Source organism: Rhizobium sp. 862_C5_N1_2, assembly GCF_051811205.1.
In the GTDB taxonomy this organism is placed as follows: Bacteria; Pseudomonadota; Alphaproteobacteria; order Rhizobiales; family Rhizobiaceae; genus Rhizobium; species Rhizobium leguminosarum.
On record NZ_JBPWPT010000001.1, the window covers coordinates 3,099,693 to 3,120,676 of the forward strand.

Consider the following 20,984-nt stretch of genomic DNA (forward strand, 5'->3'; position numbering starts at 1 on the left):
AAAAGGCCGGCACAAGGCCGGCCTCTTTCACTTCTGATGCCAATTGATAACGCTCAAGGTTGCTGCGGCGGCGCAGGTACCGCGTCCTGACCCTGATCCGGTTCCTGCTGGTCTGGCTCCAGCTCCTGATCTTGATCCTGATCAGGACCATCCGGACCCTTGATCTGCTGGCCATTGATCGCCACGGAACCATCGCGACTGATGCTGATGTCCCAGCGCGAGCGGCCATCTGCATCGGTCTTGGCAAAGCCCTTCACCATCATGATGCCGAAGGAGACCTGGTTGAGGTCGGGATCTGTCTTGGCAAGCTCCTGAACCGCGGCGATCGTCTTGTCGAGATCGCGGGCAAGGATGGTCGCCTCCATCGAATAGTCTTTCTGAGTATCGACGCGTCCCTCGATCTTGCCCGTCATGTCGACGTCGTAGACATCGGACTTGGCGCTGACCTTCGGAAACTCGACGGTGAGCCGGCCATCGCGGAAGAGCTTTTTCGCCATCTCGTCGCCGCTTTGCTCCGGCGGCTTGGCGTTGAAATCCATCGCCATGAGCGCGTCGCCGAAGGTTGCGAAATCCAGATTCGGAATGGCGAGTTGCAGATCGAAATTGGTCGGCACGAAGGGCGAATAACTTGCCGGCATCGCCGGGCTGTCGAGGCTGATGTCCTGAGCGTCGATACCGAAGCCGAAACGCATGGCATCGCTCGGCCCATCGATGGCCAGGTTGTAACCGAACGCCTTGACGCCGCCATTGCCTACCTGGCTGCTGATGGTCAGGTTATTGACCCCGATTGTCTCGCTGAACGAGGCAAGAATCGGAAAGGCTTGCTTGAGCATTCCCTTTATCTTGTCGCTGTTCTCCGGGCTTAGTTCCTTCTCCTCGAGATGGTCGAGAATGAAAAGGACGATCTCGCGGATTTGCTTGGCCGGCAGGCCGTTCACCTTGGCATCGAAATCAATGGAGTCGGCACGGATTTCAACAGGCGGCATTTGCAGGCCGGAAACCTGCTCGACGAAAGTCGACATCGAGCCGCTACCGGCAAAATCGATACGCCCATTGCCGCCTGCGCTGTCCGTTGAAGTCAGCTTTTGGTCCATCCCGGCAAAGCTGGCATGGACTTCCTCGGTGTCGGATTTGCTGGCGACCTTGATGTCCTTGGCGGTGAAAGTGCCGGAGCGCAGATAGCTGATCGCCGGATCGAAGACGCCGGTGTAGACAAGCGAAGCGATGGAGTAGGAGAAATCCGTTGGCTTCTGGTCGGGGCCTTTGAAATGGCCGGAGACGTTGAGCTTGTTGTCACCCTCAATGTTCCAGAGCCCGCTGTCGAGCGGCGTAGCGAACATCGAGAACGGCGTCAGCCCGTTGATCGCGAATGTCGCCGGATCGGCCTTGGCAAGCAGCTTCGCCAGATCGTAAATGATCTCGTAGCGAGTGCCTGCCGGATTGACGGTAAGCAGGCCGCTCTTCGCAAGATCCTCGGGAAGCAGCTTCGTCAGATTGTCCTTGACCGCATTGGCGCCATCCTGATTGATCTCGACACCCTGAGCCGTGGTGACAAGGCAAAGTGCCAGCAAGCTCGTTGCCGTGACAAGTTTGAGACGCATAGTCCGATTTCTCCTCAGCCCCTTTTTTGAATGCGGCCATCCAAAGATGCGAAGCGCGCCGATGTCAACCTCAGCTGTGGCAGAGAATGGCAATTTCGCCGTTCATACGGCCGCGTATTTCGGACGGGCGAGGATATCGCCTCCTCGTATGCGCCATTCGGCTCGCCGTTGACGATCGACGCAATGCTCGAATGCGGTTTCGGCTTGTCGAAGCGTGTATATCACCGGAAAACAGCCCGAATCCGCAACTTGCGTTTCCGATCGACTTATAATATAGGCCACCGGTCCGTGTAGACACCCTTGGAGGCAACGCGGATGAGGTCGGGTCATACCGCCTCCGGTTCGTCGGAACAAGGCTTTTGCCCGCCGCCGAACTCTCCATATAACCTCGAAAGGAATAGCCATGAGCCAGGAAACTTACGAGCTCAAGGCCGAGGCGCGCGAACGGGTTGGTAAGGGGTCCGCCCGTGAACTTCGCCGCAACGGTTTGATTCCCGCTGTCATCTATGGTGACAAGCAGGCCCCCATTGCCATCGCTCTCAACACCAATGAGGTGACGAAGCGCATTCACGCCGGTGGTTTCATGACCACCGTGGCGACGATCGAAATCGACGGCAAGAAGCACAAGGTTCTGCCGAAGGACTACCAGCTCGATCCGGTCCGTGACTTCACGTTGCATGTCGATTTCCTGCGCGTCTCCGGCAACACCCAGGTGACCGTCGAAATCCCCGTTCACTTCATCAACGAAGAGAAGTCCCCGGGCCTCAAGGTCGGCGGCGTTCTGAACATCGTTCGCCATGAAGTCGAAGTTCATTGCCCGGCCGATGCGATCCCTGAGTTCTTCAACATTGACCTCAGCGGCAAGAAGATCGGCGACAGCATCCATATCTCGGAAGTCACCCTGCCGAAGCGCGTGACCCCGGTCATCGACCGCGACTTCACGATCGCGACGATTATCGCTCCCGCTGCCGGCATCGACGAGAGCGCCGCGGAAGGCGAAGCCGAAGCCTGATCGCTTCGACCAATTTATAAAGCATATGGCCCGCTTTCCCCTGGAAGGCGGGCTTTTCATTGCCCAGAAATGCCCCGTTTCAGCAACATTTAACAAATTCGTGAAAGCATGATCCGTCAGCTGCGAAGAAGCCCGCCTCAACGCGCGACAGCAAATATGGTCGGCCTGGGGAGTAGACGGAACCATGAACAATTCCGTTGAGAACAGATTTTTTGCGATAGTTTGCGGAGCGCTGCTCGTTTTTGTCGCTCCCCTCTTTGTTCTCTTCCTTTTTCTTTCCTCGGAACGGGCCGACAAGGAAATACGTGACCATATCTCCGTTCTTCTTGTCGCCAATGCCCAGGCGCTGGCCAAACCCCTGTGGGACCTCGATGAAGACAGCGTTACCCAGATCAGCGCGACGGTCGTTTCCCAAGGCGCCATCGTCAAGGTCGAAGTGCGTGACCAGTCAGGCCAGCTCGACGTCAGCCAGTCCACCATTCCGCGCTCATTCGACGGCAAGCTGGTGCAGGTGTCGCGCGCCATCATCTACAACACCGTCGACGGTCCGAGGAACCTCGGCAGCATCAGCGTCTATTATCCCGCGCTCGGCCTGTTTTCCGGCCTGAAGCAGGAAGAGGTCGTCTTCATCTCGATCTTCATCTTTGCGGTATTGACCGTTTTCGGCACGGCACTGATCGGCAACCGCTTCTTCGTCATCCAGCCGCTGATGCGGCTAACGGCAGCGATCGAAGCCACCCGCCAATTGGGCTCCCGCCATCATGTCGACTGGCAGTCGAACGACGAGATGGGGCGACTTGCCCATAGCTTCAACGAGATGCAGACCAAGCTCGAAAGCGAGGAAAAGGAGCTGAAGTTCGCCCACCGCCGCGCCACCGACATCTACAATCTGACTCCCGCCATGCTCTTCTCGCTCGACGAGGAGGATCGCATCACCGCCGTCAGCGATTATTGGCTGCTTGCCACAGGTTACAACCGCGCTGCCGTCATCGGCCGCAACTTCGCCGATCTCGTCACCCCCACCACCCGCGACAAATTCGTTAAGCGCCGCCGGGCCGAAAGCGGCTTGACCGTCACCGTCAAGTTTGTCTGCCTGGACGGCCGCACGATGGACGTCCTCATCATGGAATCGGAGGCGGGAGCCGGCGCTCACGACCGCCTCTCGCTATCGGTCATGACCGATGTCACCGAACTCAAGGCCTCCGAAGACCGCAACCACCGCCAGGCAATCACCGATCACTTGACTGGGCTTCTTAATCGCCAGGGCTTCGAAGCCGTCCTCGACAACAAGATCGCCGCCGCCGACGCCGCCGGCCAGGAACTCGCCTGTCTCTTCGTCGATCTCGACCGCTTCAAGTGGATCAACGACAATATGGGCCATGCCGCCGGCGACATGGCGCTGGTCGAGCTCGTCGAGCGCCTGAAGGCCCATCTTGCCCCTTCCGACGAGGCAGCCCGTCTCGGCGGCGACGAATTTGCCATCCTGTTGCCGGCGAAGGATGCAGAAAAACGCGCCAGGGTGATGTGCGAGCAGATTGCCTCGATCTTCGAAACGCCATTCGCCCCCGACATGCATCTGAGCGCTTCCGTCGGCATCGCCATCTATCCGCATCATGCTGCAACCGCGGCCGAACTGCTGCAGAAATCCGACATGGCGATGTATGCAAAGAAACGCGACGGCAAGAACGGCGCGCAGCTCTTCGACAATGCCATGCTCGACCGTGCCCGCAGCCGCGCCGAAATCGAAGCCAACATCGAAGCCGGCCTCGTCGACGACTGGTTCGAGGCCTTCCTGCAGCCGATCGTTAACCTGAACGGCCGCGGGATTGCCGGTTTCGAGGCGCTGATGCGCCTCAACCATCCGCAGAAGGGCTTGATGCCGCCGGCCGAGATCATCAGCGTCGCCGAGGAGACGGCAAAGATCGTCCGGGTCGGCAACGTCATCATGGAAAAGGCGATCGCCAACCTCGCAAAAATTTCCCGCATATCAGGCATGCAGGATACCTATCTCGCCATCAACTTCTCGCCACTGCAGTTCGAGCCGGCGCTGCCGGCCCGTCTTGCCGCCTTCGTCGGTCGCCACGGCATCCGCCCCGAGCGCATCGTCGTCGAGATCACCGAAGCCGTGCTGATGCACGACAATCCTGAGATTCGCATGATCGTCACGGAGCTTCGTCGCTTTGGCTGCCGTATCGCGCTCGACGATTTCGGCACCGGCTATTCGTCGCTGAGCTACCTCAACCGCTTCCCCGTCGACATCATCAAGATCGACCAGTCCTTCACCCGCGCGATCAACGACGGCGACGACGACGTGCGCCAGAAAAGCCGTATGCTAATCGAAGGCATCACCACGCTCTCCCACAAGATGAATTGCACCGTCATTGCCGAGGGTATCGAGACCGAAGAGGAATGCCGCACGCTCCACCAGATGGGGCTTGACTATGGTCAGGGCTACCTCTTCCACCGTCCGCAGCATGCAGCCTCACTGATCGAGAACCTGATGGCCTCGCAATCGGCCGTCGCACGCGCCTCGTAAACGAAGAACGAAGGAGATGATGCCGATGAAAAAGCTCCTGCTTCTCGCATGCCTGGCGCTGCCCTGCACCGCCCATGCGCAAAGTGTGACCTTCACGACCGAGGATTATGCCCCCTTCAACTACCGCGAAGGCAAGGAGATCAAGGGCGCGACCGTCGAGCAGGTCGAAAAGGTAATGGCCGCAATCGGCGTCGACTACACGATCGAGATCATGCCCTGGGCGCGCGCTTTTAGCCTTGCCCGCACGGCGCCGATGACCTGTGTCTTCGCGACCGCCCACAACGGCGCGCGCGACCCGTTGTTCAAATGGGTCGAGCCGCTGCTCATCGACCGCAACATCCTGATCACTCGCAAGGGTTCGGGCGTCACCGCCGGCAATCTGGACGAGGCAAAGAAATATACGGTTGGTACTCAGCGCGAGGATTACACCGAGACGATCCTGAAGGAGAAGGGCTTCACCAAGCTCGATGTCGCCAGCGACTTCAACGCGACGCTGCGCAAACTGCTTGGCGGGCGCATCGACATGATGCCGATCTCCGAACTCTATTTCGAAAAGCTGAAGGTCGACCAGCCGGTGGAAATGGTGACCGTGCTCTCCGCCCAGCCGATGGGCATCGCCTGCGAGAAGAACTTTCCGGACGATCTGCTCACCAGGATGCAGGCTGCCCTCGACAAGCTGATCGCCGATGGCGACCAGAAGCAGATCTTCCTGAAATACGGTATGAACCTCTCGGAATGACCCTGCTCGGCGGGCTGCTGCCCTTTCCGCTTGACTTTGCTTTCGTTTCGCGGTGGTGAACGGCGGGAAGTTTTAGCGAGGGAAGACAGGCCATGCTGATCATCGCGGGTCTCGGCAATCCCGGCGGCAAATACGCCGGCAACCGCCACAATGTCGGTTTCATGGCCGTCGACGCCATCCATCGGCGCCACAGCTTCTCGCCCTGGTCGAAGAAGTTCAGGGCCGAGATCGCCGAGGGCGAGATCGCCGGCGAAAAGGTGCTGCTGATCAAGCCGCAGACCTTCATGAACCTCTCCGGTGAGTCCGTCGGTGAGGCGATGCGCTTTTACAAGCTCCAGCCCGCCGACCTTGTCGCGATCTACGACGAACTCGACCTCCCCCCGGGCAAGGCGCGGCTCAAGACCGGCGGCGGCCATGGCGGCCACAACGGCATCAAGTCGCTGGACGCCCATTGCGGCAGGGAGTACCGGCGGCTACGCCTCGGTATCGGCCATCCCGGCGTCAAGGAAATGGTGCAGAACCATGTGCTCAGCGATTTCGCCAAAGCCGACAAGGCCTGGCTGGAACCGCTTCTCGACACGCTCGCCGACAATGCCGACATGCTGGTGCGAAACGAGGATTCGCAGCTGATGAACAAGATCGCGCTGGCGCTCGGCGACAAGGCCGAGGAGGAGAAACCGCGAAAGGAAAACAAGAATACCGAAAAGAAGCCGGCCGGCCAGTCGCATATCCATCAGGCCCGCAACCACAATCAGCCGAAGCTGCTGACATCAGGGCCGATGGCCGACATGTTGAAGAAGATGTTCGGCAACAAGGGCGACTGAAGCCATGACGGACCGGGACTTCGTCATCCGCCCTGCTGCCCGCAGCGATCTCCCCAGTCTCATGACGCTTTACCGTCACCTGAACCCGACCGATCCGGTTCTCGACGAGGCACTTGCCGAGGAACGCTTCTCCGCCATCCTCTTGCAGCCGGGCATGACCGTGTTCATCGGCTATGCCGGTGATGTCGCCGCCGCAACCGTCACAAGCGTCGTCGTGCCGAACCTGACGCGGAGCGGCGCTCCTTATGGGCTCATCGAAAACGTCGTTACCCACGCCGATCATCGCAAGCGCGGTTACGCCGGCGCCGTTATCCGCCACGCGATCGCAGACGCCTGGAACGCAGGCTGCTACAAGGTGATGCTGCTCACCGGCTCCAAGAATCCGGCCACGCTGCGCTTCTACGAGAATTGTGGATTCGCTCAGGACAAGACCGGCTACCAGATCCGCCGACGCTGAGCCCCTCTCGGGACTGCCCCCGGCAAAGCGCCTATTCTTCCGGCTCTGTGGTGAACATCAGCGGAAAGCCCATGCCCTTGGCGAGGTCGATGCCTTCCTTGGCCTTGGTCTCGGCGATGTCCCTTACGCAGACCACGACCACACAGGAACCGAGCTTGTGCGCCGTCATCATCACCCGGTAGCCGGTCTCCTCGCTCATGCGGAAGACGGACTTCAGGATCATGATCACCAGTTCGCGCGGCGTATAATCGTCATTGACCAGAATGACCTTGTAGAGCTTCGGCTTATCCAGCTTCGGCTTCACCTTGGTCTTCGGTTTCAGGGCAACGTCATTGTCACTCATCGGAAAAATCCACCCGTTGATGACATGGAAAAGGCGGAGAAAACGTCCGCCGACAATATATTGCACCGTAAGCACGGCAGTTCAATGACGTAAATATCACTCAGCGGAAAGCGGAGGCAATCCCGGCCACGTTTTTCGAGAATCGCCGCAGCCTTCCTGTCATCCGGAGAGCCGTTGAACTTCAATTCCTGTTGCGAACCCTTGACCCAGGGCGGCCATTCCCGCATAGGCAGGGCAAAGTTACAAACAGATATGGATCAAGCCATGGGCTTCAAATGCGGTATCGTCGGGCTGCCGAATGTCGGCAAATCGACCCTCTTCAACGCGCTCACCAAGACGGCCGCCGCACAGGCGGCGAACTATCCCTTCTGCACCATCGAGCCGAACACCGGTGAAGTCGCCGTTCCCGATCCGCGTATGCGCAAGCTTGCCGACATCGCCAAGTCCAAGGAACTGATCCCGACCCGCATCTCCTTCGTCGATATCGCCGGCCTCGTACGCGGCGCCTCGAAGGGTGAAGGCCTCGGCAACCAGTTCCTCGCCAATATCCGCGAGGTCGATGCCATCGTCCATGTGCTGCGCTGCTTCGAAGACAGCGACATCACTCATGTCGAGGGCCGCATCAATCCTGTCGCCGACGCCGAGACGATCGAGACCGAGCTGATGCTCGCCGACCTCGAAAGCCTGGAGCGCCGCACCGAGCAGACGCGCAAGCGCGCCACCGGCAAGGACAAGGATTCGGTGGCGATGCTGCCAATCATGGAAGCCTCGCTGAAGCTGCTCAACGAAGGCAAGCCGGTGCGCACGCTGCTCTCGACGCTCGATGCGGAAGAGATCGTCATCCTCAAGAGCCTCAATCTTTTGACGTCGCATCCGGTGCTCTACGTCTGCAACGTCGCCGAAGGCGATGCCTCGACCGGCAATGAGTTCACCGAAGCCGTCGCCGTGATGGCTAGGGAACAGGGTGCCGAAACCGTCGTCATCTCGGCGGCGATCGAAGCGGAAGTTGCCCAGCTTCCCGAAGAGGAAGCCAAAGAATTCCTCTCCGCCCTCGACCTTGACGAGGCAGGTCTCGACCGGCTGATCCGCGCCGGCTACAAGCTGCTCCACCTCATCACCTATTTCACTGTCGGCCCTAAGGAAACGCGCGCCTGGACGATTGAGCGCGGCACCAAGGCGCCGCAGGCCGCCGGCGTCATCCATTCGGATTTTGAGCGCGGCTTCATCCGCGCCAATACCATCGCCTATGACGACTACATCAAATACAACGGCGAAGTCGGCGCCAAGGATGCCGGCAAGGCGCGCGACGAAGGCAAGGAATACGTCGTCCAGGACGGCGACGTCATCCATTTCCGCTTCAACACCTAAAGCAATTCCAGGAAAAATGCGAAGCGATTTTCCCAGGCAAAGCGCGAGGCGTTTTTGCCGGGAATTGCGTGAAAACAAAGGGTTAGAACGGTTCTGCGCTTCCATGAAAAGCTGAACCGCTCTAACCGGAAATCGCTGCTGTCCCGACCAATGCTTGTCGCCCAACTGCTGAGTAGATTGGGCGACATTTGTTTTACGACGTCGCCGCTAAGACAGCAGGCGGCAGTTTTTGCGAAATGGCAGCTGGCAGCGCCCGCAGCACGATGCGGCGCAGCGGCATCCAGCCTGTTCCGATGATGAGTACGATCGCTCCGACGACAATCAGCGTCGTGTAGATATAGGTATCAACAGTCGCACTCCCCTGCCGGAAAATGCCATAGATCGCAAAACCGAGCGACAGCAGACCTGACGTGACGAAGGCACGGCGGTCGATGACAAGGCCGATCAACATTAACACCGCCACGCTGATAACAACGACGGGCGTCTTGATCGACACCGACTGGGCAACATCCAGCCAGCTGCCGTCGAACGAAATCAGCAGCCTTACGCTGAAGAGCAGCGCCGGCGCAGCACCCAGATGAAGCCAGAAGGCGATATCGGAGCGTGTCGTCCGGCGCAGCCGATCGCCAAGGTCGAAATAGAGCGCCGTCGCGAACAAGCCCAGCGCGCAAGCGAGGAAGACCACCGCCAGCACCATGGGATGATTGCCGAAAAACGCAGGATCCCCGCTCGCCCATTGCACGAGCCGCAAAAGCAGGGTGAGGACGAGTGCAAGGGCCGACATGATGCAGAGCGCCAACGCCAACGGCACTCGATAGCGGGCATAATAGAGGCCGAGAATGATCGGGAAGCCGGCGACGAACTGCGTCATGTCCGCCCCGATGTCGTTAAAGAAGGCTGTTCCCGGCTTGAAGAAGAAGGACATCAGCAGGACTGTCCAACAGAACAGCGCGATTGTCAGGCTGACGGCCGGCAGGGCAAGCCGCTGGTGGCGTACCAGGATTTCCGAGAGCACGATGATTGCAGGCAGCACAGCATAGAGCGCGGCAAGCCCCCAGAGACCGCCCAGCGCCACGGCGACGCCGATGGTGATCAGCACATCGTGGAAGCCGCGCACGAAGCGCGGCGTCTCGGTATCCGACCAGGCCTGTCCCTCCGCCGCCATTGCCGGCTGCGCCTCAGCGACGCCGACACCGCGCTCCATCAGGAACGGCAAAAGCCGCCCCCCGGCCTCCGGCGAGATCAGCTCCTGGCGCACGGCCTCATCGAGTATCGACCTTAGTTCAGTCATGCCGGTTTATCTCCCCGGAATCATTGAGCCCGCGCGGATGCTATTGTAAGCATTGTGCGCTGCATATGGCGGGAGGAGCGAATGTCGGCAGAAAAGCTTTCCTTCGAGGACTTCCAGCCCGGCCGCCGCTTCACGCTCGGCCCGAAGCCGGTGACCACCGAGGAGATCATTGAGTTCGCAAGCGAATTCGACCCGCAGCCGATGCATCTCGATGAGGCCGCCGGTCGCGCCAGCATTCTCGGCGGGCTTGCCGCTTCCGGCTGGCATACCTCTTCGATGTTCATGCGAATGATGGCCGAGAGCTATGTGCTGCATTCGCTCTGCGAGGGTGCGCCGGGCGTCGATCTGATGGAATGGCGAAAGCCGGTGCTTGCCGGCGACACGCTGTCGGGCCGCTCGACCGTGCTCGAAGCCCGGTCGATGCGCTCGCGCCCCGGCATGGGCATCGTCAAGTTTCGCCACGAGGTGGAAAACCAGCGCGGCGAACTCGTCTGCGTCTCGGAGAACTCGGTCATGTTCGGCATGCGCGTCCGGCCCGCAGATATCGGCATAAGCCCGGAGACATCCGCATGAGGATGTCCGAGCTTTACACCGTCGGCGAAAAGGCCGAGATCGGCAGCTACACCTTTACCGAGGAAAACATCATCCGCTTCGCGACGCGCTACGATCCGCAGCGTTTTCACGTCGACAAAGAAGCCGCCAAAGACACCCTCTTCGGTGGCCTCTGCGCCTCGGGCTGGCACACCACCGCCGCCTGGATGCGGACCTTCCTCGCCTTTTGGGAAAGGCAGAGCGCCGCCCTCGCGCAAAAGGGCCTGACATCGCCGAACCTCGGCCCTTCACCCGGCTTCCAGAAACTGCAATGGCTGCGGCCGGTTTTCGCAGGCGACGTCGTCACCTATTCCGTCGCCTTCCTCTCCAGCCGGCCGCTCGCATCGCGACCAGGCTGGCACCTCAACACCATCCTCTGCGAGGGGGTCAATCAAAACAGCGATCCCGTTATCCGCTTCGAAAGCGGCGTGCTCGAATTCGACTGACACTGCAGGCGGTCGGACGAGGGTTCAGTGCCCGGAGAATTCGACCAGAGTGTGCACGACAACGCCGAGCTCTTCCAGTTTCTTGCGGCCGCCAAGGTCCGGCAGATCGATAACAAAGCAGGCGCCGACCACTTCAGCGCCGATCTGGCGCAACAGTTTCGTGGCACCCACAGCCGTACCGCCGGTGGCGATCAGGTCGTCGACCAGGATCACCTTCTCTCCAGGCTGCACCGCATCGCGATGCATCTCCATTTCGTCAACGCCATATTCCAGGCTGTAGGCGATACGCACGGTCTCGTGAGGCAGCTTGCCCTTCTTGCGGATCGGCACGAAGCCGGAAGAAAGCTGATGCGCCACCGCGCCCCCAAGGATGAAGCCCCGCGCCTCCATGCCGGCGATCTTGTCGATCTTCATGCCCGCATAGGGCTGCACGAGTTCGTCGACCGCCCGGCGGAACGCACGGGGGTTGCCGAGCAGCGTGGTGATGTCACGGAAAATGATGCCGGGCTTGGGATAGTCGGGAATGGAGCGGATGCTGGCTGCGAGCTCCGAAGTCGTATTGTCCATGGAAAGTCCATATTCTGCGAGGGCATGAAACTGGCCGCACCCTATCAATTGCCAGGGGTGGAACCAACAAAAAAGGCGGCCCGAGGCCGCCTTTTGAATGTCGATCGGAAACCGCTCAGTGTTCCTTGTTGGCGTAGATCGAGCGCTTCGTCAGGTAGATCAGCACCGTGAAGATCGCCAGGAAGATCATGACCATGAAGCCGGTGCGCTTGCGCTCCTCGAGATGCGGCTCTGCGGCCCACATCAGGAAGGCGGAGACGTCTCTCGAATACTGGTCGACCGTCGCCGGCGCGCCATCGTCATAGGTCACCTGCCCGTCGGAGAGCGGCTTCGGCATGGCAAGGACGGCTGCAGCGTGGAAATATGGATTGTAATGTGAGCCCTGCGCCACCTGAAAGCCGGCTGGCGGCTCTTCATAGCCGGTCAGCAGCGCGTGGATGTAATCCGGGCCACCCTCCTGATACTGCGTGAAGATGTCGAAGACGAATTGCGGGAAGCCGCGTTCGACCTCGCGGGCCTTGGCGATCAGTGAAAAGTCGGGCGGAGCCGCACCGTTGTTGGAAGCAGCAGCGGCCTCTGCATTGGGGAAAGGCGCCGGGAAGTGATCGGAAGGGACGGCCTTGCGGCTAAACATCTCGCCGGCCGCGTTCGGGCCGTCCTGAACCTCGTAGTTCGCAGCGAAAGCCTTTACCTGCGCCTCGGAATAACCGAGCTCATCGAGCATGCGGAAGGGCACGAGGTTCATCGAGTGGCAGGCGGAACAGACTTCGGTGTAGACCTTGAGGCCACGCTGAAGCTGACCCTTATCGTAATGACCGAACGGACCGGCGAAAGTCCATTCCTCCTCCTTCGGCTCCTTCAGCGGATAGTGCGGCGTCTCACTTTCCGCGTGATGGGCAGGAGCCGCGCCATTGGCGGGCGTCGCCTCCTGGGCCAGCACGGCACTGCCAAGACTGGCAGCGAATGCGAACGAGAGAATGCTTGTAACAAGCGTTTTCATATTTCTATTCCCTTCCGTCGCTCGCTTATGCCTTGACCGCTAGGGTCTTGTTGCGCTTTTCGAGCACCGCTTCGGTGATCGAGTTCGGGATGCGGCGCGGTGTTTCCACCAAGCCGAGAACCGGCATCGCGACCAGGAAGAAAGCGAAGTAGAGGAGCGTGCAGATCTGCGAGATCGTGGTGAACAAGCCTTCCGCCGGCTGCGAGCCGAGCCAGCCGAGGATGATCGCGTTGATCACGAACAGCCAGTAGAATAGCTTGTACCAGGGGCGGTAGACGGCGGAACGGACCTTTGAGGTATCGAGCCAGGGCAGGAAGAACAGCACGATGATCGCGCCGAACATCACGAGCACGCCGCCGAGCTTGGAGTCGATCGGGCCGACGTTGAAGGTGATCGAACGCAGCATCGCGTAGAACGGCAGGAAGTACCATTCCGGAACGATATGGGCCGGCGTCTTCAACGGGTCGGCCGGGATGTAGTTGTCGGCATGGCCAAGGAAGTTCGGCAGGTAGAAGACGAAATAGGCATAGACCAGCAGGAAGATCGAGACGCCGAGAGCATCCTTCATCGTCGCATAAGGCGTGAAGCGCACCGTGTCCGTCTTCGTCTTGACCTCGACGCCCGTCGGGTTCGTCTGGCCGACGACGTGCAGCGCCCAGATGTGCAGGATGACGACGCCGGCGATCATGAAGGGCAGCAGGTAGTGCAGCGAGAAGAAGCGGTTCAGCGTCGGGTTTTCAACCGCGAAGCCGCCGAGCAGGAACTGCTGCACCCATTCGCCAACCAGCGGAAAGGCGGAGAAGAAGCCGGTGATGACGGTGGCGCCCCAGAAGGACATCTGGCCCCAGGGCAGAACGTAGCCCATGAAGCCGGTCGCCATCATCAGGAGGTAGATGACCACGCCGAGTATCCAGAGGATCTCGCGCGGCGCCTTGTAGGAGCCGTAATAGAGGCCGCGGGCGATGTGCAGGTACACCGCGACGAAGAAGAAGGATGCGCCGTTGGCATGCATATAGCGCAGCAGCCAGCCGTGGTTGACGTCGCGCATGATCTTTTCGACGGAGTTGAAGGCGACCGACGATTCGGCGGCGTAGTGCATGGCGAGCGTGACGCCCGTCAGGATCTGCACCACCAGCATGACGGCGAGCATGGCGCCGAACGTATAGGCATAGTTCAGGTTACGCGGAACCGGATAGGCGATGAAGCTGTCATAGACCATGCGCGGCAGCGGAAGGCGCGCATCGACCCATTTCTCGAGGCCGGTTGATGGCTCGTAGCTGGAATGGCCACTCATTAATCAGTCTCCCCTCAACCGATCTTGATCTTGGTATCGGACAAAAATGAAAAGGTCGGAATCGCCAGGTTCTGCGGCGCCGGGCCTTTGCGGATGCGGCCGGCCGTGTCGTAGACCGAGCCATGGCAGGGACAGAACCAACCATTGTATTCGCCGGCCTGGCCGAGCGGCACGCAGCCGAGATGCGTGCAGGTGCCGATCATGACGATCCAGTTTTCCTTGCCCTTGCCGCCCGAACGGTCAACAGCCGTTGCCTGAGCGTCGACAGGAAGGTTTGCATTGCGCGCGATCGGGTCCTTTAGATCAGCAAGCTGGACGGCGTTTGCCGCTTCCACTTCCTCAGGCGTGCGATTGCGGATGAAGATCGGCTTGCCGCGCCATTTGACCGTCAGCGACATGCCGGGCTCAAGGCTGGCAACGTCGACTTCGATGGAGGCGAGAGCGAGCGTCGAAGCATCAGGACGCATCTGATCGATGAACGGCCAAGCGACCGCAACGGCGCCGACGGCGCCTGCCATACCAGTGGTGAGATAAAGGAAATCACGGCGAGTGGGTTCGCCCATGCCCTCGCTTGTCGTTTCGTGTTCGCTCACGGCTAACATCCTCTGCGCAATTTTCGCGGAATTCCGCCCTGCCCCCTCTACCGGCGAATCTCTCTGGACACAATTCGGCCATAGATTCCCCGGCAATCCGGCGCGTTCTATGCTTGATCGCAAATTATGTCCAGCCTTGGCAAGGGGATGAGGGCACAATGTCGCGGGAAATTTCGGATGAATTTTTTAAGGCAAACACGCGCTTGCCATTATGTTGCATTGCAACAAAAATGCCCCCGTGATAGGCGCAGTCGCAGCCATGCCAGCGAGCCGGACCGGAGCGGATGAGAGACACGATTTTTTGCGTATTCAGCGTTCTCACGACGCTCGTTCTCGCCATTGTCTCCCTCCGATACGTCACCGATTTCTATCTGCTGTCCTTCTTTTACAGCTTCCAGGTCCATCTGGCGGTGGCCGGCGCCGTGGCCTCGGTCGCTGCCCTTCTCGTCAAGCGGCACTGGTATGCGCTGCTGACCCTCGCGGTATCGGTGGTCCTTGCCGTCCATGGTGTCGTGATGATGCGCGAATTCGTCGAGCCGGCTGTCGAGGAGAGCCGCCCCGCCCTCTTCAGGCTGATGTCCTTCAATATCGAGAATGATAATTTCGCAAACGGCCCTGATATCGCCGATATGGTCATTGCCTCAGGCGCCGACGTCGTCAGCATCCTGGAGGCCGAACCGCTGCTGTCGGAACTGCCGCGGTTGTTGAAGATCTATCCCTATTACATCGGCTGCGGTGTCGGCATGGAGCAATGCGATACGCTGGTGCTGTCGAAGCGTCCGTTAATCGAACCCCGTATCCGCAATCTCGGCCTGCTCTGGCGCAACCGGCTGACGATCTCGACGATCGATTTCGATGGCCAGAAGATCAATTTCCTCGCCGCGCATCTGACCAAACCTTATTACGACGAATTCCACGGCCTGGAAATCGAGGATCTTGCCGAGATCATTCCCTCCCTTTCGGGACCGCTCGTTCTTGCCGGCGATTTCAATACGTCGATTCTGGCGCCCGACGTGCAGTATCTCATGCGTAGCCAGGGCTTGGGCACGGTATCGCTGGAGCCCGCGACATGGCCGATCCGCGCCGGTGCTTTCGGCATTCCGATCGATCATATCTTTACCCGCGCGCCCCTGCGGCTGAAATCGGTTCGCCGCATCGAGAACGGCTTCGGATCAAATCATTTTGGCCTCATGGCGGAATTCGTCGTCGACCCCTAGGCCCGCATCCTCATCCGTAGCGAGGAAGCCGCCAGACTGTCGCGCCCACAGTTCCGCATAGAGTCCACCGCGGCGAAGCAGTTCGTCATGGCTGCCCTCCTCGATGATCCGGCCGAGATCGACGACGATCAGCCGGTCGAGCGCTGCGATCGTCGACAGCCGATGGGCGATCGCAAGCACCGTCTTGCCTTCCATGATGCGATGGAGATTGGACTGGATTGCTTCTTCCACTTCCGAATCGAGCGCCGACGTCGCTTCGTCGAGAACGAGGATCGGCGCGTCCTTCAGCATGACGCGGGCAATCGCGATGCGCTGCCGCTGCCCGCCTGACAGTTTGACGCCGCGTTCGCCGACATGCGCATCGAAACCTCTGCGGCCCTGCTGATCTTGCAGGCGTTCGATGAACTCGATGGCTTCGGCGCGCCCGGCCGCCTCGACCAGCCCCTCCTCGCCGGCATCGGGCCGCCCGAACAGGATATTGTCGCGCACTGAACGATGCAGCAACGAGGTATCCTGGCTGACGACGCCGATCTGCATCCTGAGAGATTCCTGCGTCACGGCTGCAATATTCTGGCCGTCGATCAGAATGCGCCCGTCCTGAATATCGTAGAGGCGCAGCAGCAGGTTCATCAGCGTCGATTTCCCCGCGCCCGAACGGCCGACGATCCCGACTTTTTCGCCCGGCCGAATGGTCAGGGAGAAATTCTCGACGACCGGCTGATGACCCTTGCCGTAGCGGAAGGAAACATTGTCGAAGCGGATGCCGGGCTGCCGGATCACCAGGCCTCTGGCGTCCGGCCGATCGATGAGCCCCAGAGGCTGGGAGATCAGCTCGGCGGCGTTCTGGATGGTGCCGAGATTGCGCATGATGCCGTTGAACTGCGTCATCAGCCGACCGAGGAGGAAATTCAACCTGAGCACCAGTGCCAACGAGAATGCCACGGCACCGGAGCTGACCAGGCCGCGCAACCAGAGATCGACGCTCAACCCCGCCATCGTCACGATCATCAGGCCGGAGAGCAGCGCCATCGAGGCCCTGACGCCCGTGATGAACCGAGTGAAGCGCAGCACAGTATCCTGGTAGATATCGAAACCCTCCCGCATGTAGCGGTCGCTCTCCTCCTCGCGGGCAAACAGCTTCAGCGTCTGCATGTTGCTGTAGGAGTCGACCATCCGGCCATTCAGCATCGATCCGGCTTCCGCCGTTTCGCGGGAATGATGGCGGATCCGCGGAACGAAGTGGCGGGCAAGCAGGCTGAAGGCGCAAAGCCAGAACAGCACGACGGCAGCAAGGGAAAAGTCCAGCCGGGCAACGAGCACAAGCGTCGTTGCGGCATAGATGCCGACGAACCAGACGCTTTCCATCAGCGAGGTGACAAGATCACCGGTTGCCTGCCCGGCCGACCAGACTTTGGTGACGATGCGCCCGGAGAAATCACTCTGGAAGAACGACAACGACTGCCTGGAGACGTGGAGATAAGATTGCCAGCGTGCGAGATTGTAGAAGCCCGGCGTGATCACCTGCTGGTCGACGAGGGCAATCAGGAAGGCGACGACGAAACGCACGAGCCCGATAAGGGCGAGCATGCCGAACAATTCGCCGCCATGGGCGGCGAGAAGACCGTTCCAGCCGGCCCCAGGCGTGATGCTGCCGAGGATATCGACCAGGCGTCCGACGAACCAGAACAGTGCGGCCTCGATGGCCGCCGATGTCCCACCCAGAACGAGCATGGCGACGAACGGCATCCTCGCCTGGCCGATATAGAACCAGATGAATCCGAGCGTCGAGCGCGGCGGCTGGAGATTGGCGCGTGGGCGGAACGGATCGATCCAGGTTTCGAACCGGCGGAGGATGGGGCTCAACAACATAGAAGCGATATAGGCGGATTAGCCGAGCCGGCAAAGGGAATGAAAAGCGGACAGAATGTTATATTTTGGTAATTATCGGTAACATCGGCGGCATACCCATTGAATGCCCCCGAACTGGTCACAATCTCACGTTACGATCGCGGTTTACCGGAGACCACTTCCATGGAAACGAAAATGCTCGATGTGCATGTTCCGCTTCCGCTTGCAGAAAGGCTGGATGCCCTGGCATTCGCCCTGGGGTTGCCGCGCGACGAGATCATCGCCGAGGCCATCACCACCTGGATCGATCAGGAGGAGCATCGCCGCCTCGTCGCCCTGCGCACGATCGCGGCTGTCAACACCATGGTCGTCGTCGAGCATCACCGCGTGATCGACTGGGCCGACAGCCTTTGAACGGATAAGAGGCAAACGGAGTCAGTTCTTCAGCAACCGTCCGGCAAGCTTATAGCCATCCTAAGAATTCAAGATGCCCTCCCCGCTTTCGCAGGGAGGGCCTCATTTCATCTTATTGCGCCGCCACTTCCGCTTCCTCGGCGTGATCGGAGAGGAAGCCGCCGGACTGGCGGTTCCAGAGGTCGGCATAAATGCCGCCTCCTTCGACCAGCTCGATATGCGAGCCGGCCTCGATGATCCGGCCTTTGTCGAGCACGATCAACCGGTCCATCTCCGTCAGCGTCGAAAGCCGGTGGGCGATCGCGATCACCGTCTTGCCCTCCATCAGGGCGAAGAGGTTTTCCTGGATCGCCGCCTCGACTTCCGAATCGAGCGCCGAGGTCGCCTCGTCGAGTACCAGGATCGGCGCGTCCTTCAGGAAGACGCGGGCGATCGCGACACGCTGCCGCTGGCCGCCAGACAACTTGACGCCGCGTTCGCCGACCTGTGCGTCGAGCCCCGCGCGGCCCTGCATGTCGACGAGACCTTCGATGAACTCCCAGGCATTGGCGCGTTTGGCGGCCTCGATCACCTCGTCGTCCGTTGCTTCGGGACGACCATAAGCAATGTTGTCGCGGATCGAGCGATGCAGCAGCGAGGTGTCCTGCGTCACCACGCCGATCAGCGAGCGCAGGCTTTCCTGCGAGACGCCGGCGATGTCCTGCCCGTCGATGGTGATGCGACCGGCCTCCAGATCGTAGAAGCGCAGCAGCAGGTTCATCAGCGTCGTCTTGCCGGCACCGGAACGGCCGACCAGGCCGACCTTCTCCCCCGCCTTGATGTCGAGCGACAGGTTGTCGATGACGCCCTTGCTCTTGCCGTAGTGGAAGCGGATGCGGTCGTAATGGATCGCGCCCTTCTTCGCCGTCAAGGTGGGTGCGCCCGGCTTGTCGACGATGTCGTGCTGTTTGCTCATCATCTCCATGCCGTCATAGACCGTGCCGATATTCTCGAACAGCGCCGAGACTTCCCACATGATCCATTGCGACATGCCGTTGACGCGCATGGCAAGACCGATGGCGATGGCGATGGCGCCAACCGAGATCGCGCCGTTCAGCCAGAACCAGATCGACAGGCCCGAGATGACGAAGAGCGCAACACAGTTGTTCAGGTAGACGCAAATATGGAAGAGCGTCACCTTGCGCATCTGCTTGTGCACGGTCTGCAGGAACTCGTCCATGCCCTCCTTGGCATAGACCTCCTCGCGGCCCGCATGCGAAAACAGCTTGACGGTCGCGATATTCGTATAGCTGTCGACCACGCGCCCCGTCATCATCGAGCGCGCATCCGCCTGCGCCGCCGCGATCTTGCGAAGCCGCGGCACGAAATAGGCGACGATGCTGATATAGACCGCGAGCCAGACGAGGATCGGGATCATCAGCCGCCAGTCGGCCGCTGCGATAACGATGATCATCGTCAGGAAGTAGGTGACGACATAGACGAAGACGTCGAGGATCTTCATCACCGTCTCGCGCACGGCAAGCGACGTCTGCATCACTTTGGTCGCGACACGCCCGGCAAACTCGTTGGCGAAGAACGACATGCTGTGGCGCAGCAGGAAGCGGTGCATCTGCCAGCGTGCGATCATCGGATAATTGCCGAGCATCATCTGATGCATGATGAGCGAATCGAGCCCGGCCGTCAGCGGCAGGCCGACCAGCACCAGCGCCGCCATCCAGAAAAGCTTGTGGCCTTCCCTCTCCAGGAATGTGGCGCGGTCGGCATTGGTCAGCCAGTCGACGATGTCGCCGAGGAACTGGAAGAGCGCCACTTCGCCGATCGCGATCAGCGCGGTCAGCACGGCCATCAGGCCGAGCCAGGGCGCAGCCGGTTTGCTGTAGTGCCAGCAAAAGGCAAAAAGACCTTTCGGCGGGGCGACGGGGTCCTCGCTTGGAAAGGGATTGAGTCGCTGTTCGAACCAGCCAAACATGAAATTGCTCCGAAACGTCACCGTTCCGGCTCCCGGCTTCGCGCCATCCCAGCGCACTGCAAGCACATATGGGAACCGAACGTTCAAGGGGCGAGGCTGAGACAGCCGCACAATGGATCAAAAAAGGAAATTCAGGGAAGAAATCCGCACTATCGGCGGAAAATCGCACCGCTTGGCATCACGGCCTGGACGCGCACATACAGCAAAATATTCATTCTGGCGCTCCTTGCTGGCGATTAAAGATATGCACCGATAACGCGAAAACGAGGAATTTTCCAGCCCTGTTCTGCCGAAAAATTCATCTTTTCGGGTCCAAACGCGCCATGTTGCGTCGAAATCACAGTTGCATTAGGCCTTTTGTGGTGAAAGCGGGAAGATGGCGCATCATGACTTCACTCAGACTGGCACTCTACCAGCCGGATATTCCCGGCAATACCGGCACGATCCTGCGTCTTGCCGCCTGCCTTGGTTTCGCGGTCGATCTGATCGAGCCCGCCGGCTTCGACATCTCCGACCGCAACTTGAAACGGGCCGGTATGGATTATATTGCCGCCGCCGCCCTCACCCGCCATGTCAGCTGGGACCGCTTCGAGGCATGGCGTCTGACCACCGGCCGCCGCCTGATCCTCGCCTCGACCAAAGCTGCGGAGCGCTATACCGATCTTGCCTTTCGCCCGGACGATATCCTGCTCTTCGGTCGCGAAAGCGCCGGCGTGCCGGATCAGGTGCATGAGAGGGCCGACGCCCGCGTCCTGATCCCGATGCTCGAAGGCCAGCGCTCGATCAATGTCGCCGTCTCGGCCGCCATGATCGTCGGCGAGGCGATGCGCCAAACCGCCTGGGCCTGACGGACACCGGCGCTGGCGGAGCAAAG

Annotated in this window: 20 protein-coding genes; 11 read left to right on the plus strand and 9 right to left on the minus strand. The window is 60.2% G+C overall.

What is annotated here, in order from left to right; all coding sequences use genetic code 11:
* Positions 1 to 53: 53 nt before the first annotated feature.
* Complete coding sequence (locus ACD590_RS15655) at positions 54 to 1,601, minus strand: hypothetical protein (RefSeq protein WP_130717365.1); 1,548 nt, start codon at positions 1,599 to 1,601, stop codon at positions 54 to 56.
* A gap of 403 nt (positions 1,602 to 2,004) precedes the next feature.
* Between ACD590_RS15655 and ACD590_RS15660 the strand changes: the two genes are divergently transcribed.
* The 5 genes from ACD590_RS15660 to ACD590_RS15680 all read left to right on the plus strand — a co-directional run bounded on the left by ACD590_RS15660 (position 2,005) and on the right by ACD590_RS15680 (position 7,169).
* Complete coding sequence (locus tag ACD590_RS15660) at positions 2,005 to 2,613, plus strand: 50S ribosomal protein L25/general stress protein Ctc (protein WP_439003019.1); 609 nt, start codon at positions 2,005 to 2,007, stop codon at positions 2,611 to 2,613.
* 184 nt (positions 2,614 to 2,797) lie between these two features.
* Positions 2,798 to 5,149: a putative bifunctional diguanylate cyclase/phosphodiesterase gene (locus tag ACD590_RS15665; RefSeq protein ID WP_047618560.1), complete on the plus strand. Its 2,352-nt coding sequence runs from the start codon at positions 2,798 to 2,800 to the stop codon at positions 5,147 to 5,149.
* A gap of 25 nt (positions 5,150 to 5,174) precedes the next feature.
* Entirely contained in the window at positions 5,175 to 5,888 is a 714-nt protein-coding gene (locus ACD590_RS15670) for a substrate-binding periplasmic protein (RefSeq protein WP_018446677.1), read from the plus strand.
* Positions 5,889 to 5,980: 92 nt separating this feature from the next.
* On the plus strand, positions 5,981 to 6,712 hold the full coding sequence (gene pth, locus ACD590_RS15675) for an aminoacyl-tRNA hydrolase (protein WP_018243037.1): 732 nt from the start codon (positions 5,981 to 5,983) through the stop codon (positions 6,710 to 6,712).
* 4 nt (positions 6,713 to 6,716) lie between these two features.
* A complete protein-coding gene (locus ACD590_RS15680; RefSeq protein ID WP_018243038.1) occupies positions 6,717 to 7,169 on the plus strand; it encodes a GNAT family N-acetyltransferase in 453 nt (150 codons plus the stop codon).
* Between the two features lie 31 nt (positions 7,170 to 7,200).
* On the opposite strand, the gene clpS is transcribed toward ACD590_RS15680, so the two are convergent.
* Positions 7,201 to 7,512, minus strand: a complete 312-nt coding sequence (gene clpS, locus ACD590_RS15685) for an ATP-dependent Clp protease adapter ClpS (protein WP_026188480.1) — start codon at positions 7,510 to 7,512, stop codon at positions 7,201 to 7,203.
* Between the two features lie 264 nt (positions 7,513 to 7,776).
* On the opposite strand from clpS, the gene ychF reads away from it, so the two are divergent.
* Positions 7,777 to 8,880 carry a redox-regulated ATPase YchF gene (gene ychF / locus ACD590_RS15690; protein ID WP_026188481.1) on the plus strand — a complete coding sequence of 368 codons (1,104 nt, stop codon included), beginning with the start codon at positions 7,777 to 7,779 and terminating at the stop codon, positions 8,878 to 8,880.
* Between the two features lie 193 nt (positions 8,881 to 9,073).
* On the opposite strand, the gene ACD590_RS15695 is transcribed toward ychF, so the two are convergent.
* Positions 9,074 to 10,171 (minus strand): hypothetical protein, encoded by a 1,098-nt coding sequence (locus tag ACD590_RS15695; protein WP_439003020.1) that lies wholly within the window; start codon positions 10,169 to 10,171, stop codon positions 9,074 to 9,076.
* Between the two features lie 81 nt (positions 10,172 to 10,252).
* On the opposite strand from ACD590_RS15695, the gene ACD590_RS15700 reads away from it, so the two are divergent.
* The gene (locus tag ACD590_RS15700; protein ID WP_439003021.1) at positions 10,253 to 10,744 is read left to right on the plus strand and encodes a MaoC family dehydratase; all 492 of its coding nucleotides are present in this window, start codon (positions 10,253 to 10,255) and stop codon (positions 10,742 to 10,744) included.
* Positions 10,741 to 11,208 carry a MaoC family dehydratase gene (locus ACD590_RS15705; protein WP_018243043.1) on the plus strand — a complete coding sequence of 156 codons (468 nt, stop codon included), beginning with the start codon at positions 10,741 to 10,743 and terminating at the stop codon, positions 11,206 to 11,208. Before ACD590_RS15700 ends, ACD590_RS15705 begins: the two co-directional genes overlap by 4 nt.
* A gap of 24 nt (positions 11,209 to 11,232) precedes the next feature.
* On the opposite strand, the gene ACD590_RS15710 is transcribed toward ACD590_RS15705, so the two are convergent.
* From ACD590_RS15710 to petA, 4 genes are all read right to left on the minus strand, one after another.
* On the minus strand, positions 11,233 to 11,775 hold the full coding sequence (locus ACD590_RS15710) for an adenine phosphoribosyltransferase (protein WP_018243044.1): 543 nt from the start codon (positions 11,773 to 11,775) through the stop codon (positions 11,233 to 11,235).
* Positions 11,776 to 11,890: 115 nt separating this feature from the next.
* The gene (locus ACD590_RS15715) at positions 11,891 to 12,775 is read right to left on the minus strand and encodes a cytochrome c1 (RefSeq protein WP_047618577.1); all 885 of its coding nucleotides are present in this window, start codon (positions 12,773 to 12,775) and stop codon (positions 11,891 to 11,893) included.
* 25 nt (positions 12,776 to 12,800) lie between these two features.
* Positions 12,801 to 14,069 carry a cytochrome b gene (locus tag ACD590_RS15720; protein ID WP_018243046.1) on the minus strand — a complete coding sequence of 423 codons (1,269 nt, stop codon included), beginning with the start codon at positions 14,067 to 14,069 and terminating at the stop codon, positions 12,801 to 12,803.
* Positions 14,070 to 14,083: 14 nt separating this feature from the next.
* Complete coding sequence (gene petA / locus ACD590_RS15725; protein ID WP_026188482.1) at positions 14,084 to 14,662, minus strand: ubiquinol-cytochrome c reductase iron-sulfur subunit; 579 nt, start codon at positions 14,660 to 14,662, stop codon at positions 14,084 to 14,086.
* A gap of 284 nt (positions 14,663 to 14,946) precedes the next feature.
* Between petA and ACD590_RS15730 the strand changes: the two genes are divergently transcribed.
* Positions 14,947 to 15,879: an endonuclease/exonuclease/phosphatase family protein gene (locus tag ACD590_RS15730; protein WP_130717389.1), complete on the plus strand. Its 933-nt coding sequence runs from the start codon at positions 14,947 to 14,949 to the stop codon at positions 15,877 to 15,879.
* On the opposite strand, the gene ACD590_RS15735 is transcribed toward ACD590_RS15730, so the two are convergent.
* The gene (locus ACD590_RS15735) at positions 15,835 to 17,748 is read right to left on the minus strand and encodes an ABC transporter ATP-binding protein (RefSeq protein WP_439003022.1); all 1,914 of its coding nucleotides are present in this window, start codon (positions 17,746 to 17,748) and stop codon (positions 15,835 to 15,837) included. The genes ACD590_RS15730 and ACD590_RS15735 overlap by 45 nt on opposite strands.
* A 162-nt stretch (positions 17,749 to 17,910) precedes the next feature.
* Here ACD590_RS15735 and ACD590_RS15740 point away from each other — a divergent pair, with 162 nt between their 5' ends.
* Positions 17,911 to 18,141: a CopG family ribbon-helix-helix protein gene (locus ACD590_RS15740; RefSeq protein WP_018446685.1), complete on the plus strand. Its 231-nt coding sequence runs from the start codon at positions 17,911 to 17,913 to the stop codon at positions 18,139 to 18,141.
* 112 nt (positions 18,142 to 18,253) lie between these two features.
* On the opposite strand, the gene ACD590_RS15745 is transcribed toward ACD590_RS15740, so the two are convergent.
* Positions 18,254 to 20,110, minus strand: coding sequence for an ABC transporter ATP-binding protein (locus ACD590_RS15745; RefSeq protein ID WP_439020872.1), 1,857 nt, complete (start codon positions 20,108 to 20,110; stop codon positions 18,254 to 18,256).
* Positions 20,111 to 20,496: 386 nt separating this feature from the next.
* On the opposite strand from ACD590_RS15745, the gene ACD590_RS15750 reads away from it, so the two are divergent.
* Positions 20,497 to 20,958 carry a tRNA (cytidine(34)-2'-O)-methyltransferase gene (locus ACD590_RS15750; protein WP_439003023.1) on the plus strand — a complete coding sequence of 154 codons (462 nt, stop codon included), beginning with the start codon at positions 20,497 to 20,499 and terminating at the stop codon, positions 20,956 to 20,958.
* Positions 20,959 to 20,984: the final 26 nt, after the last annotated feature.

Coding starts and splice junctions, on each gene's coding strand:
- clpS (WP_026188480.1), bottom strand. CDS start 7,512: ATGAGTGACAATGACGTTGCCCTGAAACCGAAGACCAAGGTGAAGCCG.
- ACD590_RS15695 (WP_439003020.1), bottom strand. CDS start 10,171: ATGACTGAACTAAGGTCGATACTCGATGAGGCCGTGCGCCAGGAGCTG.
- ACD590_RS15745 (WP_439020872.1), bottom strand. CDS start 20,110: ATGTTTGGCTGGTTCGAACAGCGACTCAATCCCTTTCCAAGCGAGGAC.
- ACD590_RS15735 (WP_439003022.1), bottom strand. CDS start 17,748: ATGTTGTTGAGCCCCATCCTCCGCCGGTTCGAAACCTGGATCGATCCG.
- ACD590_RS15660 (WP_439003019.1), top strand. CDS start 2,005: ATGAGCCAGGAAACTTACGAGCTCAAGGCCGAGGCGCGCGAACGGGTT.
- ACD590_RS15680 (WP_018243038.1), top strand. CDS start 6,717: ATGACGGACCGGGACTTCGTCATCCGCCCTGCTGCCCGCAGCGATCTC.
- ACD590_RS15720 (WP_018243046.1), bottom strand. CDS start 14,069: ATGAGTGGCCATTCCAGCTACGAGCCATCAACCGGCCTCGAGAAATGG.
- ACD590_RS15655 (WP_130717365.1), bottom strand. CDS start 1,601: ATGCGTCTCAAACTTGTCACGGCAACGAGCTTGCTGGCACTTTGCCTT.
- pth (WP_018243037.1), top strand. CDS start 5,981: ATGCTGATCATCGCGGGTCTCGGCAATCCCGGCGGCAAATACGCCGGC.
- ACD590_RS15665 (WP_047618560.1), top strand. CDS start 2,798: ATGAACAATTCCGTTGAGAACAGATTTTTTGCGATAGTTTGCGGAGCG.
- ACD590_RS15710 (WP_018243044.1), bottom strand. CDS start 11,775: ATGGACAATACGACTTCGGAGCTCGCAGCCAGCATCCGCTCCATTCCC.
- ACD590_RS15670 (WP_018446677.1), top strand. CDS start 5,175: ATGAAAAAGCTCCTGCTTCTCGCATGCCTGGCGCTGCCCTGCACCGCC.
- ACD590_RS15700 (WP_439003021.1), top strand. CDS start 10,253: ATGTCGGCAGAAAAGCTTTCCTTCGAGGACTTCCAGCCCGGCCGCCGC.
- ACD590_RS15705 (WP_018243043.1), top strand. CDS start 10,741: ATGAGGATGTCCGAGCTTTACACCGTCGGCGAAAAGGCCGAGATCGGC.
- ACD590_RS15715 (WP_047618577.1), bottom strand. CDS start 12,775: ATGAAAACGCTTGTTACAAGCATTCTCTCGTTCGCATTCGCTGCCAGT.
- ACD590_RS15740 (WP_018446685.1), top strand. CDS start 17,911: ATGGAAACGAAAATGCTCGATGTGCATGTTCCGCTTCCGCTTGCAGAA.
- ychF (WP_026188481.1), top strand. CDS start 7,777: ATGGGCTTCAAATGCGGTATCGTCGGGCTGCCGAATGTCGGCAAATCG.
- ACD590_RS15750 (WP_439003023.1), top strand. CDS start 20,497: ATGACTTCACTCAGACTGGCACTCTACCAGCCGGATATTCCCGGCAAT.
- ACD590_RS15730 (WP_130717389.1), top strand. CDS start 14,947: ATGAGAGACACGATTTTTTGCGTATTCAGCGTTCTCACGACGCTCGTT.